10 protein-coding genes are annotated in these 13,637 nt (G+C 71.6%); 3 read left to right on the plus strand and 7 right to left on the minus strand.

The features are described from left to right. Positions 1-116: 116 nt before the first annotated feature. From ACTWP9_RS11540 to ACTWP9_RS11555, 4 genes are all read right to left on the minus strand, one after another. A complete protein-coding gene (locus ACTWP9_RS11540) occupies positions 117-2,402 on the minus strand; it encodes a bifunctional glycosyltransferase/CDP-glycerol:glycerophosphate glycerophosphotransferase (protein ID WP_443245975.1) in 2,286 nt (761 codons plus the stop codon). Further along, positions 2,297-4,723 carry a bifunctional glycosyltransferase/CDP-glycerol:glycerophosphate glycerophosphotransferase gene (locus ACTWP9_RS11545; RefSeq protein WP_443245976.1) on the minus strand — a complete coding sequence of 809 codons (2,427 nt, stop codon included), beginning with the start codon at positions 4,721-4,723 and terminating at the stop codon, positions 2,297-2,299. The genes ACTWP9_RS11540 and ACTWP9_RS11545 overlap by 106 nt, the downstream gene beginning before the upstream one ends. Before the next feature lie 246 nt (positions 4,724-4,969). After that, positions 4,970-5,743, minus strand: a complete 774-nt coding sequence (locus tag ACTWP9_RS11550; RefSeq protein ID WP_443245977.1) for a decaprenylphospho-beta-D-erythro-pentofuranosid-2-ulose 2-reductase — start codon at positions 5,741-5,743, stop codon at positions 4,970-4,972. A gap of 28 nt (positions 5,744-5,771) precedes the next feature. Continuing rightward, a complete protein-coding gene (locus ACTWP9_RS11555) occupies positions 5,772-7,190 on the minus strand; it encodes an FAD-binding protein (RefSeq protein WP_443245978.1) in 1,419 nt (472 codons plus the stop codon). Positions 7,191-7,321: 131 nt separating this feature from the next. Between ACTWP9_RS11555 and ACTWP9_RS11560 the strand changes: the two genes are divergently transcribed. The 3 genes from ACTWP9_RS11560 (at position 7,322) to ACTWP9_RS11570 (ending at position 9,536) form a co-directional block, all read left to right on the plus strand. Next, entirely contained in the window at positions 7,322-7,873 is a 552-nt protein-coding gene (locus ACTWP9_RS11560) for a phosphatase PAP2 family protein (RefSeq protein ID WP_443245979.1), read from the plus strand. Further along, positions 7,866-8,867, plus strand: a complete 1,002-nt coding sequence (locus tag ACTWP9_RS11565) for a decaprenyl-phosphate phosphoribosyltransferase (protein ID WP_443245980.1) — start codon at positions 7,866-7,868, stop codon at positions 8,865-8,867. Before ACTWP9_RS11560 ends, ACTWP9_RS11565 begins: the two co-directional genes overlap by 8 nt. A gap of 192 nt (positions 8,868-9,059) precedes the next feature. Next, positions 9,060-9,536, plus strand: coding sequence for a GtrA family protein (locus ACTWP9_RS11570; protein WP_443245981.1), 477 nt, complete (start codon positions 9,060-9,062; stop codon positions 9,534-9,536). A gap of 3 nt (positions 9,537-9,539) precedes the next feature. Here ACTWP9_RS11570 and ACTWP9_RS11575 read toward each other — a convergent pair whose 3' ends face one another. From ACTWP9_RS11575 to ACTWP9_RS11585, 3 genes are all read right to left on the minus strand, one after another. Next, positions 9,540-10,487, minus strand: coding sequence for a carbohydrate ABC transporter permease (locus tag ACTWP9_RS11575; protein WP_443245982.1), 948 nt, complete (start codon positions 10,485-10,487; stop codon positions 9,540-9,542). After that, complete coding sequence (locus ACTWP9_RS11580; protein WP_443245983.1) at positions 10,484-12,010, minus strand: carbohydrate ABC transporter permease; 1,527 nt, start codon at positions 12,008-12,010, stop codon at positions 10,484-10,486. The genes ACTWP9_RS11575 and ACTWP9_RS11580 overlap by 4 nt, the downstream gene beginning before the upstream one ends. Positions 12,011-12,134: 124 nt before the next feature. Continuing rightward, entirely contained in the window at positions 12,135-13,484 is a 1,350-nt protein-coding gene (locus ACTWP9_RS11585; protein ID WP_443245984.1) for an ABC transporter substrate-binding protein, read from the minus strand. Positions 13,485-13,637: the final 153 nt, after the last annotated feature.

Here is a 13,637-nt window from a genome sequence, read left to right on the forward strand (position 1 = left end):
AGAGTGGCGGGGCACCGGCGTCCAGATACGGGCCATGTCCGCACTCGTCACCCCCTTGGCCGGTGACGAATACGGACCACGTCACCTGGCAACGCCATGAACGCGCGGAGGCCCGGTCAGCTGAGGGGTTCCGGGGCCGGGCCTCGGCCCAAGGGCGCAGGGGAGACTTCCACCGCGGCCTCGGCTTCGTCCGGGGTGGGCGCCCGGCGCCGTTCAGCGACCGGAATCACCGGCGGGAGTGCATCGGCGGGCTCCCCCAAAAGCGCGCGGCGGACGACGCGTTCGGCGGCGCGGCCGTCGTCCCAGGGGCAGAAACGGGCGCGGAAGGCGGCCCGCAGGGCCCGTGCCTCCGGGCCGCGCCAGGTGCCGCTGCGGAAGACCGCCGTCAGCTCGTCCTCGGTGCGGGTGACCGGGCCGGGGGTCTCGCCGGGGCGGCCGGAGAGCAGGTCGAAGTAGGCGCCGCGGGCGTCCCGGTAGCTCTCCCAGTCGGGCGCGTGGATCACCAGCGGCCGGTCGAGGTTGGCGTAGTCGAACATCAGGGACGAGTAGTCCGTGATCAGCGCATCCGCGGCCAGGCACAGGTCCTCAACCGAGGGGTGCCGGGAGACGTCCCGCACCAGCCCCCGTGCGTGCAGGTCCCGCAGCACTCTGTCCCGCCCGTAGTAGTAGTGCGTACGCACCAGCAGCACGTACTCCTCGCCCAGCCCCGCGCTCAGCCGCTCCAGATCCAGCCGCGGGACGAAGCCCCTGCGGTAGTCGCGGGCCGTGGGCGCGTACAGCAGGGCGATCCGGCCGCGCGGGACACCCAGCCGGGCGCGGACGGCGGCGATCTCCTCGGCGGTGGCGTTCGCATAGCGGTCGTTGCGCGGGTAGCCCGCCGGCAGGTCCTCGTAGCCGCAGGGGAAGACGCGGTCCCACACCTCGGCCGAGTGCGGATTGGCGGTGACGCTCAGATCCCACCGGCCCACCCGGCGCAGCAGCTTGCCGAAGTCCATCTGCGCTGCGGCCGGATACGGCTGCTGGTCCAGGCCCATCGTCTTCAGCGGGGTGCCGTGGTGGGTCATCACATGTAGCTGGCCCGGCCGTTTCACCAGGTGGTCGGGGAAGTTGACGTTGTTGACGAAGTACCGGGCGCGGGCCAGCACCCGCCAGTAGCGCCACGAGCCCGGCACCACATGGGCGGTGCCCGGCGGCAGGGAGGGCACGGCGTCCGGGCGTACCACCCACACACTGCGCAGGTGCGGCGCCAACTCGCGTGCTCTGGCCTCGATCGCCTGCGGATTGCAGGCCACCCCGCGGTTCCAGTACGCGGAGTAGACCGCCACGTCGGGGTGGAGCGGCAACCGCCGCTGGAGGGCGTAGTAGAGGCGGTGAGCGGCGCGGACGACGGCGGGGCGGGCCGCGCGGACCGAGCGCCGGGCGAGCCCCGCGCTGCGGCGTACCGACTCCCGCGCGGCGAACAGTGCGTAGGTGTTGCGGGCGAGCAGCCGGCAGTCGCGGGACCGGGAGCGCGGCGGGGTGAAACCGGGGGGTATGTGCTCGCGGTAGAGCCGGGCCGCCTGCCGGAAGAAGGCGCGCCGGTCGGCAGGGCGCACCCGCTCCCGGCGCCGTATGCAGAAGATCAGATGCGTCACCATCCGCTCGAACAGCAGCGGACGGTACGCGGCCAGCTCGGGCCGCCGCTCCAGGAAGGCGAAGAGGGAGGCGTACTGCGGGAACACGTCGAAGTGCCGGCGCCCGGGGGAGCGGGTGATGGCGCCCTGGTGCCGCTGCCGGTAGTCGATGCAGATGCGCGGCAGACAGCCGATGGAAGCGGCACACACCAGCGCCTCGTTCGACAGCGGCGCGTCCTCGTACAGTCCGGGCTCGAAGCGGAATCCCTCACGCAGATAGAACGCGCGGCGGTACGCCTTGTTCCAGGCGACGTGGAACAGCGTGAGCAGCTCGGGGTTCTCGGCCACGGTGAAGGTCTGGGTGCCGACGGCGGCCAGCTGCGCGCCGTACGAGCTGGCCTCGGTGTGCCCGTCCCAGTAGGAGCGCTGGTGGTCGAAGATCAGCACGTCCGGGGTGCCGCAGGCGGTCAGCTGCCGGTCGACGGCCGCCAGGGCGCCCGGCAGACAGCTGTCGTCGCTGTCGAGGAAGAGCAGATAGTCGCCGCGAGCATGCTCCACACCGGTGTTGCGGGCGCGTCCCAGCCCTACGTTCTTGGGCAGGTGCAGCACCCGCACCCGTGGGTCGCGTGCCGCGTACTCGTCGAGTATTGCGCCGCTGTGGTCGGGGGAGTTGTCGTCGACGGCTATGACCTCGATGTCGGTGAAGGACTGGCCGAGTACCGAGTCGAGACACTCGCGCAGGTAGCCCTGGACCTTGAACACCGGTACGACGACGCTGAAGCGGGGCATGACCACCAGTCCTTCGCTGCGAGGGGATGAAGAGGCGCGGGCGAGCCGGGGCCCGGGGTGCCGGAGCTGCCCGGCGCGGGCGCGGGCCGCCGCTCGCCCAGCGGCACGACGGGAGGGGACGAGGCAGTGACGACAGGGCCACCGGCGGCGGGGGAGCCCGGGCCGGGGCCGGCGCCGAGGAAGACGTGCCGCACCACGCGCTCGGCCGCGTGCCCGTCGTCCCAGGGGCAGAACCGCTGCCGGAAGGCGGCCCGCCGGGCACGGGCGTGCTCGGTGGCATGGGCGCCGGTGGCGAGGAGGTCGATCAGCTCGTCCTCGCTGTGCGCCACGGGGCCCGGCGCCATGGCCGTCACATCGAAGTAGGTGCCGCGTGCGTCCCGGTAGGTCTCCCAGTCGGGCGCGTGGACCACCAGCGGCCGGTCGAGGTTGGCGTAGTCGAACATCAGCGACGAGTAGTCGGTGACCAGCACGTCCGAGGCCAGGCACAGCTCCTCCACCGCAGGGTGCGCCGAGACGTCGATCAGCCCCCCGGGCGGCTCGCACGGCAGCCCCTCGTCGGCGTGGAAGTAGTGCGAACGCGCCAGTACGACGAAGGACGGGCCCAGCGTGGCCACCAGCCGCGCCAGGTCGAGCCAGGGCTGCCGGCCGCGCTGGTAGTCGCGGTGGGTGGGCGCGTACAGCACCGCCGTCGCCCGCCCGGGGATACCCAGCTCGGCGCGGATACGGGCCACGTCGGCGGCGGTCGCGGTCTGGAAGACGTCGTTGCGCGGGTAGCCGAACTCCAGCGTGGTGTACGGCGAGGGATAGGCGCGCTCCCACACCAGCGTGGAGTGCGGATTGGCGGAGAGGCTGTAGTCCCAGCGGTCGGTGTGCTCCAGCAGCCGTTCGAAATCCATGCCGTCCGCGGCGGCCGGGTAGGCCATCAGATCCAGCCCCATGTGCTTGAGCGGGGTGCCGTGGTGGGTCTGGAGGAGCAGCTGGCCTGGCCGTTTGCGGTAGCCGTGCGGCAGGTTGACGTTGCTGACCAGGAACCGGGCGCGGGCCAGGGCGGTCCAGTACGCCGCCGAGTCCGGCCGGATGTGCCGTACGCCGGGCGGGAGCGTATGCGCGTACGCGGGGTCGCATATCCACGCCGTACGGATGTCCGGAACCAGCTCGCGGGCCTTCGCCTCGATCGCGGCAGGGTTGCAGGAGTAGCCGCGGCCCCAGTACGCGGAGAAGACGGCCAGGCCCGGATCGAGGGGGCGGCGGCGCTGGAGGAGGTAGTGGCCGCGCAGCACCGCCTTGTGGGCCAGGGGGCGTACGGCGCGCAGCCGGGCGCCCAGCAGGCGGCGTGCCCGGCCGGCGTGCGAGAGCAGCCGGAAGACGCGGTGTGCGCCGCACCGCACCATCAGCCGGCGCAGCCGCCGGGCCCTGGTGTCGGGCGGGCAGTCCGCGCCGGGCGCGGGCCGGTGGCGGCGGCAGTGCGCCCGGGCGCGGCGCAGGAACTCGGCGCGGGCCGAACGGGGCAGTCTGCCGGGGCTGCTGTGGATGGTGGCGAAGTGGTCGGTCATCCGCTGGTGCAGATGGGGCCGCCAGCGCTCCAGTTCGGGCCGCGCTTCGAGGAAGGCGAACAGCCGGTCGTACTGCTCGAAGACGTCGAAGTGGCTGCGCCCCGTGGTCGTCAGGATGCTGCCGCCGCGCCGCTGCCGGTAGTGCACGCAGACTCTGCCCAGCGTCGCGATGGTGCGCGCGGTGAGCAGCACGGGGAAGTTCCAGGGGGTGTCCTCGTACGTGCCGGGCGGGAAGGCGAGGTTCTCGCGGCGCAGGAAGTCGCGGCGGTACGCCCTGGCCCAGGGGAATGCGGGCAGCCGCAGCAGCTCGGGCCGCTCGGCGAGGGTGCACACCTCGGGCCCCGCCTCGGGCGCCAGGACGTCGGCGTGGGCCGGGGGAGCGAGGGAGCCGTCCCAGTAGGCGGGGGCATAGTCGAACACCAGCACGTCCGGGTCGCTGGTCGCCGACAGCCGTTCGGCCAGCGCCCGCAGCGCGCCCGGTGCCATGGTGTCGTCGCTGTCGAGGTAGAGGACGTAGTCGCCGCGGGCGCATGCGGTGCCGGCGTTGCGGGCCGGTCCCAGCCCGCCGTTCTGCGCCAGATGGATGACGGTCACCCGCGGGTCGGCGGCGGCGTAGGCGTCCAGGATCTCGCCGCTGGAGTCGGGGGAGTCGTCGTCCACGGCGATCAGTTCGAAGTCGCCGAAGCACTGTCCGAGTACGGAGTCGAGGCACTCGTGCAGATACGCCTGCACCTGATGGACGGGGACGATCACGCTGAAACGGGGCATGGCGGATCCGCGGGGTCGACGGGACGGCTGGCTCCGTTGTACGGGGCGAACAATCTGATTTATCCCATATGCGGTGCGGGACCACATCCCGGCGCTGGAGAGGTCCCCGCGCCCCGAAGGGGCGCGGGGAACTGCGCGCCCAGCCATGGGGGTACCCCCTGCTCGAAGAGCTTGGGGGAGCATCCGCAGCCTGCAACGGTCCGCAGGGGGTACCCCCTCCCCAGCAGCCGGGCACGGGGCAAGTCCTCAGCCCGGCAACCGTCGAAAGACGGAACGCGGCAGATGCCGCAGCACGCTCATCACCGGGCCCAGCGCGGCAGGCACCCACACCGTCCGCGCCCGGCGCCGTACCCCGTGCTCGATCGCCTCCGCCACGGCGCTCGCCGTGGTGGCCAGCGGCGCCGGGGCCCGGCCCGCCGTCATCCGGGTGTGCACGAATCCCGGCCGTACGACCAGCACATGCACCCCGCTGCCGTGCAGCGCGTCCCCGAGGCCCTGCGCGAAGGCGTCCAGTCCCGCCTTGCTGGAGCCGTAGACGAAGTTGGCGCGGCGGGCCCGCTCGCCGGCGACCGAGGAGAGCACCACCAGCGAGCCGTGCCCCTGAGTGCGCAGCGCCTTGGCGCACACCAGCCCGGAAGAGACCGCGCCGGTGTAGTTCGTCCGGGTGACGCGCACGGCGGCCATCGGATCCTGTTCGTCGGTGCGCTGGTCGCCCAGCACCCCGAAGGCGAGCAGCACCAGATCGATATCGCCCTCCGCGAAGATCTTCTCCAGCACCTTCTCGTGGGTCTCGGGAGCGAGCGCGTCGAACGGGACCGTACGGACGGTGACCTCCGCGCCGTGCGCCGCGGCCTCGTCCCGCAGCCCGGCCGCCGCCGAGTCCAGCCCGGTGCCCGGCCGCCCGGCGAGCCAGACCGTCCGGGTGCGGCGGGCCATGAAGCGGCGCACGGTCGCCAGCGCGATCTCGGATGTGCCGCCCAGCACGAGCAGCGACTGCGGGTAACCGAAGGCGTCCTTCATGGGAGCTCCTGAACAGTTGGTCGGCCCCTCACAGCGCCAGCCGCCGTGCCAGGTCCGAGGTGAAGAGGCCGCGCGGGTCCAGCCGCGCGCGGAGTGCCCGGAAGTCGTCCAGGCGTGGATACATCGCGGGCAGCAGCTCGGGCCGCATCCGCGCGTCCTTGGCCAGATACAGCCGCCCGCCGGCCAGGGCGACCTCCTCGTCCAGCAGGTCGAGGAAGTCCGCAAGGCCCGGCAGCCCGGCCGGGATGTCCAGCGCCAGCGTCCAGCCCTCGGTGGGGAAGGAGAGCCACCCCGGGTCCCCGGCGCCGAACCGTTTGAGTACGGCGAGAAAGGAAGGGCAGGAGCGGCGCGAGATGAGCCGCACGATGCGGCGCAGCGCGTCGTCGTGCTCGTGCCCCACCACGCACTGCCACTGCACGAAGCCCGCGCTGCCGTAGACCCGGTTCCAGTGCGGCAGCCCGTCCAGCGGGTGGAAGAACGCCGCCAGCCGCTGGAGTTCGCCCCGGCGGCGGCGCGGCGCCTTGTGGTACCAGAGCTTGTTGAACGCCCCCACCGTGCTGCCGCGCAGCAGACCGTTGGGGACGGTGCGCGGCGCGGGCGGCAACCGCCCCGGACGGAAGGCCAGCGGGTCCCGGCGCGCCGCGCGCGCCGGTCGGCCGCCATGGGACAGCGCCTCCAGCGGTGCATGGTCGCCGCGCGTCAGCACGGCGCGCCCGGCTGCCGTACCGCGCGCCAGCAGGTCGATCCAGGCCACCGAGTAGCGGTAGCGGTGGTCGGTGGCGGTCAGCGTCGCCAGCAGCGAGTCCAGATCGGGCAGCCGCTCGGTGTCCACCGTCATCAGCGACGTCTCCACCGGCAGCAGCCGCACCGTCGCGCTCAGCACCAGCCCGGTGAGCCCCATACCGCCCGCCGTCGCGTCGAACAGCTCGCTGCCGGGCGCGACCTCACGCACCTGCCCGTCGGCCGTCAGCAGCTCCAGGGAGCGCACATGGCGGGTGAAGGAGCCGGAGACGTGGTGGTTCTTGCCGTGGATGTCCGCACCGATCGCGCCGCCGACCGTCACATAGCGGGTCCCCGGAGTGACGGGGACGAACCAGCCCAGCGGCAGCAGCACCGTCATCAGCCGGTGCAGGCTGATCCCCGCCTCGCAGGTCACCGTCCCGCCGACCGCGTCGATCGCCAGCACCCGGTCCAGGCCCGTGGTGTCCAGCACGGTGCCGCCCGCGTTCTGCGCCGCGTCCCCGTAGGCCCGCCCCAGACCGCGCGGAATGCTGCCGCGCGCCCCGCCCGCCAGTACGGCCTCCACCGCCTGCTGCCGGGTCCGCGGCCGCAGCACCCGGGCGCCGGTGGGCGCCGTCCTGCCCCAGCCGGTCAGCAGGCGGGCGGTGCGGTCGGGCGGTGCCGACTGTGGTGCGGTCGCGTCGCGCTGGATGTGCTGAGCGGGCATGAACGTGACGGTAAGTGCCCCGAAATGCGAGGGAGGGGACGCCGTGCCGCTGGTGTCGCTGAAAGGGTGAAAGGCCGAGTGTCGGGTCGGATCTCGGCCGAAGGCGGCGCGGGGCGCGGCAGAGTCGGACCGTGGCAGCGAGAAGGGCCCGACAATGGGGGCAGTGGGAGCGGCGGCTGTTGTGCGCCCTGGGCGACTGCGCAGCCGACGCCCGGGTCGCCGGCGCGGCCCGCGCCCTGTCCTGGAGCGGGGAGCACGCCGCCGTCTGGCTCCTGGTCGGACTCGTCGGCGCCGCCACCGACCGTACGCAGCGGGAGCGCTGGCTCAAGGGCACCGGGCTCGTGGGCGCCGCGCACCTGGCCAGCATGGGGATCAAGCGGGTCGTGCGCCGCCCGCGCCCCGGCCTGGCCGGCCGCGCCCCGCTGGTACGGACGGCCGGACGGCACTCCTTCCCCAGCTCCCACGCCGCCTCCGCGAGCGCTGCGGCACTGGCTCTGGGCGGGCTGCGGCACGGAACGCCGCTCGCCACGCTGGCCGCGCTGATGTGCGTCTCCCGGCTGGTCGTCGGCGTCCACTACCCCTCGGACGTGCTGGCGGGCGCAGCGCTGGGCGCGCTGACCGTACGGCTGGGCACGCGGGGCTGCGCGGGGCGCGGCATCCGGAGGGTGCGGCTCGATGGCTGAACGCTCCACACTGACCGGCTCGCCCGCCCCACAGCCGCCCGGACGGCCCGCCGAGCCGCACCGCCTCGCCCCCACCGCCGGGCCCGCCGCCGGGCGCCCGCCCGGATTCGCCGGCACCCTCGCCGGCGGGCTGCTGCTGACCGTACGGCCCCGGCAGTGGGTCAAGAACCTGCTCGTCGTCGCCGCCCCCGCCGCGGCGGGCAAGCTCGCCGCTGTGCACACGGTGCTCGAACTCGTCCTCGTCTTCGCCCTGTTCACCGCAGCGGCCTCGGCGGTCTACCTGCTCAACGACGCACGCGACGCCGAGGCCGACCGCGCGCACCCCGACAAGTGCCGCCGCCCCGTCGCCGCCGGAACCGTTCCGGTCCCGCTCGCCTACGTCCTCGGGTCGCTGCTCGCGCTGGCCTCGGGAGTGGCCGCCGCGCTGCTGTGCAACGCCGCGACCGCGGCCCTGCTGGCGGCCTATGTGGCCATGCAGATCGCCTACTGTCTGCGGCTCAAGCGCGTCCTGGTGGTCGATCTGGCCGTGGTGACGGCCGGGTTCGTGATGCGGGCGATGTCCGGCGGGCTGGCGCTGGGGATTCCGCTCTCCCGCTGGTTCCTGATCACCGCGGGGTTCGGCGCGCTGTTCATGGTGGCGGGCAAGCGCTACTCGGAAGCGCTGCTGATGGGCGAGGGCGAGGGCGGCACCCGGGCGCTGCTGCGCGAGTACACCGTCGGCTACCTGCGCTTCGTATGGCAGCTCGCCGCCGGGACGGCAGTACTCGCGTACTGCCTGTGGGCCCTGGGGACGGATGCGGGCGCGGGTGCCTCCGTCTCCCTGTGCCGGCAGCTGTCCATGGTCCCGATGATCCTGGCCGTGCTGCGGTATGCGGTTTTCATCGACCGCGGTACGGCTGGGTCGCCCGAGGATGTGCTGCTGCGGGATCGCCCGCTGGCGGTTACTGCGGTGTGTTGGGGGCTGTTGTACGGCTTGTCGGTCGCGGGGCTGTAGTGGGTTCCGGGACGGGGGTGCCCCTGCCCGTCGCTTGCGGACTGCGGGTTGCGTTGTGGCTGGTCGCGCAGTTCCCCGCGCCCCTTGATGGCTTGGCCGCGAAGCTTGGGCAGTCTGCTCCCCCAGACTCCGTCCGGGAGGTGCCCCCAGGGCGCAGGGTGGGCAAGCGCAGCCCCTCATGCGGGGCAAGCCGTGACGAGTAGGCCGCAAGCCCTCTGCACAGAGTTCGCGGGGTTCGCCACTGTCGGCGTCTTCGCCTTCCTCGCGGATGTCGGCAGCTTCCTGTGGCTACGCGGTCCCGTCGGGATGGACCCGATGTACGCCAAAGCCCTCTCGTTCATCGCCGGTGTTGCCGTCGCGTACACCGGCAACGCGCTGGGCCCCTACAGACTGCGTGACCGCAAGGTGTCCGGCGGCTGGCGCAGATTTGCCGTCTTCCTGCTGGTCAACGCCGCGGGCGGGGCCGTACAGCTGGGCTGTCTCGGCTTCTCCCGCCATGCGCTGGGGCTGACCTCCACCCTGGCCGACGTCGTATCGGGCGCCGGCGTGGGCCTGGTGCTGGGCACCGCCGTGCGCTTCTGGGGGACGCGGACGCTGGTGTTCTCACAGGCAACTGCCCCCGACCCGAAGGGCCGGGGGCAGCCGCAGGTGGACGGCGAGGCCATGTGACGGCTACTTGACCGAGCCCGCCATCACGCCCGAGACGAACTGCTTCTGGAAGGCGAAGAAGACCGCCAGCGGCACCAGCATCGAGATGAAGGCGCCCGGCGCCAGCACGTCGATGTTGTTGCCGAACTGCCGCATCTGCTGCTGGAGCGCCACCGTGACCGGCGGGTTCGTCGAGTCGGCGAAGATCAGCGCGACCAGCATGTCGTTCCACACCCACAGGAACTGGAAGATGCCCAGCGAGGCGATGGCGGGCCCGCCCAGCGGCAGCACCACCCGCGCGAACAGCCGGATCTCACCGGCACCGTCCAGCCGCGCGGCCTCCAGCAGCTCGCGGGGGATCTCCGCGAAGAAGTTCCGCAGCAGGAAGATGGCGAACGGCAGACCGAAGGCCGTGTGGAAGAGGACCACACCGGGCGTCGTCTCGAAAATGCCCAGGGTGTTGAACAGCTTGGCGACCGGCACCAGTGCCACCTGCACCGGCACCACCAGCAGCCCTACGACGACCAGGAACCACCAGTCACGCCCCGGGAACTCCATCCAGGCGAAGGCGTATCCGGCGAGCGCACCGATCACCACGACCAGCACGGTGGCCGGAACAGTGATCAGCACCGTGGTCCACAGCGAGCTCATCACCTGGTCGTTGGCGAACAGCGCGTCGTAGTTCGAGACGGTCAGCTGACTCTTGTCGATGATCCAGGGAAAGCTGCCGTTCAGGTCGAAGATGTTCCACCAGCCGGAGATCGAGACCTCCGCCGGGTCGCGCAGCGACGAGCTGAGCAGACCGGCCGTCGGCATCAGCCAGAACAGCCCGATGACGACCAGTGCGAAGCGCACTGCCCAGTGGCCGGTGAAGGCGGCCACCCGGGAGGCGGCCGAGGTCTTGGGGGTGGCGGCTTCGGGTGCCGGAGCCGCCGGATCTGAGGACGCGCCCGTGGCGGTCAGCGTGGTCATCGGCGGGACTCCCTGCGCAGACGGCGGATGTTGAGGATCATGACCGGCACGACGAGCAGCAGCAGGATCACCGCGATCGCGCTGCCCGCGCCCTGGTCCGGGCTGCCACCGAAGGACTTCAGGTACAGCTGGAGTGCGAGGACGTTGGCTTCCCGCTGGGAAGCGCCGGGCGAGATGACGTAGACGAGGTCGAAGATCTTGAGGACGTTGATCATCAGGGTGACGGTGACGACGCCGAGCACCGGTGCCAGCAGCGGCACCGTGATCTTGCGGAAGACCTTCCACTCGTTGCAGCCGTCGACCCGCGCCTGCTCCAGCAGTTCACGGGGCACACCGGCCAGGCCCGCCGCGATCAGCACCATCGCGAAGCCCGCCCACATCCAGACGTACGAGCCGATGATGGCCGGGGTCACCAGGGTGGGGCCGAGCCAGTCGACCCCGTTGTAGGGCGCCGCGAAGTTGGAGGCGGGCAGCCGTAGTTTGGCGCCGTCGGCGGCGGCCGGGAGCGTGAAGGTGCCGTCGTCGGCCGTGGTGGCCTCGGCGACCTTGCGGCCGTCCTTGACCGCCTCCACCTTGATGCCGGCCAGCGCCTTCTCCTGCTGGTCGATGACGCCGTGCTCGCTGCGTCCGCCCTTGACGAAGTCCAGCCACACGGCGCCGGTGACCTTGTCGCCCTCGGCCTTGGCGGGCTTCTTGGCGGGTGCCGCGTCGCTCGCCTCCTTCGGCGGGATGCCCACCAGCGGGAGGTAGGCCGGGCTGGCGGCGTCGACGGTCTTCCTGGTGGTGTAGGCGCCGCCGGAGATGGACAGCGGCGCATCGGTGCGCGGTCGCGCGTCCGGCCAGGGCGAGGTCTCGGCGAACGTGTCGTGGACGGTGGTCCACATCGCGTTGGCCACGCCGCGGTCCGGGTCCTGCTCGTAGACGAGCCGGAAGATGATGCCCGAGGCCAGCATCGAGATGGCCATCGGCATGAAGATCAGCAGCTTGAACGCCGTTCCCCAGCGCACCTTCTCGGTCAGTACGGCGAAGATCAGGCCGAGCGCCGTACAGACGGCCGGCGCGACGATGACCCAGATGAGGTTGTTGCGGAAGGCGATCAGTGTGCCGTCGTCGGTGAAGACTTCCTTGAAGTTGTCCAGCCCGACGAAGCTGGAGCCGTCGGCGTTCATCAGGCTGCGGAAGGTCGAGTACCCGATCGGGTAGACGACCAGCGCGCCGAGGACCACCAGCGCGGGCAGCAGGAACGCCGCGGCGATCCAGGGGCGGCGGCGCAGTGCCGAGGCCCCCTTCCCGGTCGTACGGGCGCCGGTGCGCTCCGCGGAGGTCTGCTCGGCGGGGGTTGCGGCCGGGGCCGCGTCGGCGGCGGCGGTTGCCGCGCCGGTCTCTGCGGTACTTGCTGTGCTGCTTGCTTTTGTGCTGGAGCTGGTGCTGGTAGCGGCACCGGTGACCGGCGCGTCGGGCGTGCCGGTGTCGTCCGGTATGCCTCCGGTCGCGCCGCTTCCTGGCTGGCTCGGGGTCGGCATGACGGTGGTCTCCCCTGTCTGGTCCGTCAGTGAGGCGTGGAGATCGCGAGAGCCGTACGGGAGGTACGCGTCGTAGCTGTCGTACGCGTCGTACGGGTCGCGGCGGATGTGGTTACGGCGCGGTTCACTTCTCGTACGCCTTGGCGGCGGCCTTCTCCAGCGCCTGCTGAGTGCCCTTGATGTCCTTGGGGTTCGTCAGGAAGTCCTGGAGGGCCTTCCACTCGCCCTCACCCTTGGTGCCGCCGAACGCGGCGGGCGCCTGGTCGGACATATCGAAGCGGAAGTCGTTCCCGGCGTCGACCAGCGCCTTGGCGATCTCGCGTTGCGGCTGGTTCGGGTAGGCGGACAGGTCCAGCTCCTTGTTGGGGGAGACATAACCGCCCTCGGCCGCCCAGATCCCCGCCGCGTCCTTGGAGGCGAGGAAGGTGGCCAGTGCCTGCGCGCCCTTGCCGTTCTTCAGCACGGCTGCCGCGTCGCCCCCGGTGACCACCGGGGACTGGTCGCCGACCTTCGGGAACGGGTAGACCTGTGCGTCCTTGCCGATCCGGGCCTTGGTGTCGCCAGCGATGTTGACGCCGACGAAGTCGGCCTCGAAGACGAGCGCGGCCTCCGGCGAGGCGAGGTTGCCGAAGGTCTGGGTCACGGACTTCGGGAAGTCCGTCTGGAGCGCGCCCTGGTTGCCGCCCGCCAGCAGATGCTTCTGGCCCCACAGCTGCGCCAGGGTCTTCAGCGCCTTGGTGACCGACTCGTCGGTCCATTTGATCTTGTGCTCCGAGAGCTGGTCGTACTTCTCCGGACCGGCCTGGGAGAGGTAGATGTTCTCGAACCAGTCGGTGAGCGTCCAGCCGTCGGCGCCGCCGACCGACACCGGGTCGACGCCCGAGTCGGAGAGCGTCTCAGCGTCCTTGACGAAGGACTTCCAGTCCTTCGCCTCCTTGACGCCCGCGTCCTGGAACGCCTGGGAGTTGTACCAGATGAGGGACTTGTTGGCGGCCTTGTAGTAGACGCCGTACTGCTTGCCCTCGTAGCTGCCCAGGTCCCGCCAGCCCTTGGCGAAGTTCTTCTTGGACTCGGCCAGTGCCTGCTTGCCCAGCGGTTTGAGGTAGCCCTTCTTGGCGAACTCCCGCAACACACCCACCTGCGGCATCATCGCCACATCCGGCGGCGAACCACCCTCGATCTTGGAGCTGATGTAGGTGGCCACGTTGTCGCCGGTCGGCACGAACTCGACCTTGGCGCCGGTTCGTTTCTCGAACTCGTCGAGGACCTTACGGAAGTTCTTCTGCTCGTCGCCTGTCCACACCGCTGCGACCTGGAGTTTCTGGCCGTTGAGCTTGGGGAGATCCACGGTCGGCTTGTGCGAAGCCGCCCACTCGCTCCCCTCGTCCTCGGCGGCACAGCCCGCAGCGGTGAGTGTCAGGGCGGCTGCGGAGGCGAGCGCGAGAGCCGTGCGTGGAGCACGCGAGATACGCATGGTTGAGTGCCGTCCCTTTCCCCGTGTACTCCCGTTTCCATCGGATGAACGGGAGATGAGCAGACGCGGCCTGCCGGGGGGCGGCACCGCGTCGTACCTATCTGTGCGGAAGTTTGTACGCCGGGAGGACGCCCTCTGGCAACAGTGTTCGGC

It is taken from the genome of Streptomyces sp. 3N207 (assembly GCF_052246355.1).
Classification (GTDB): domain Bacteria; phylum Actinomycetota; class Actinomycetes; order Streptomycetales; family Streptomycetaceae; genus Streptomyces.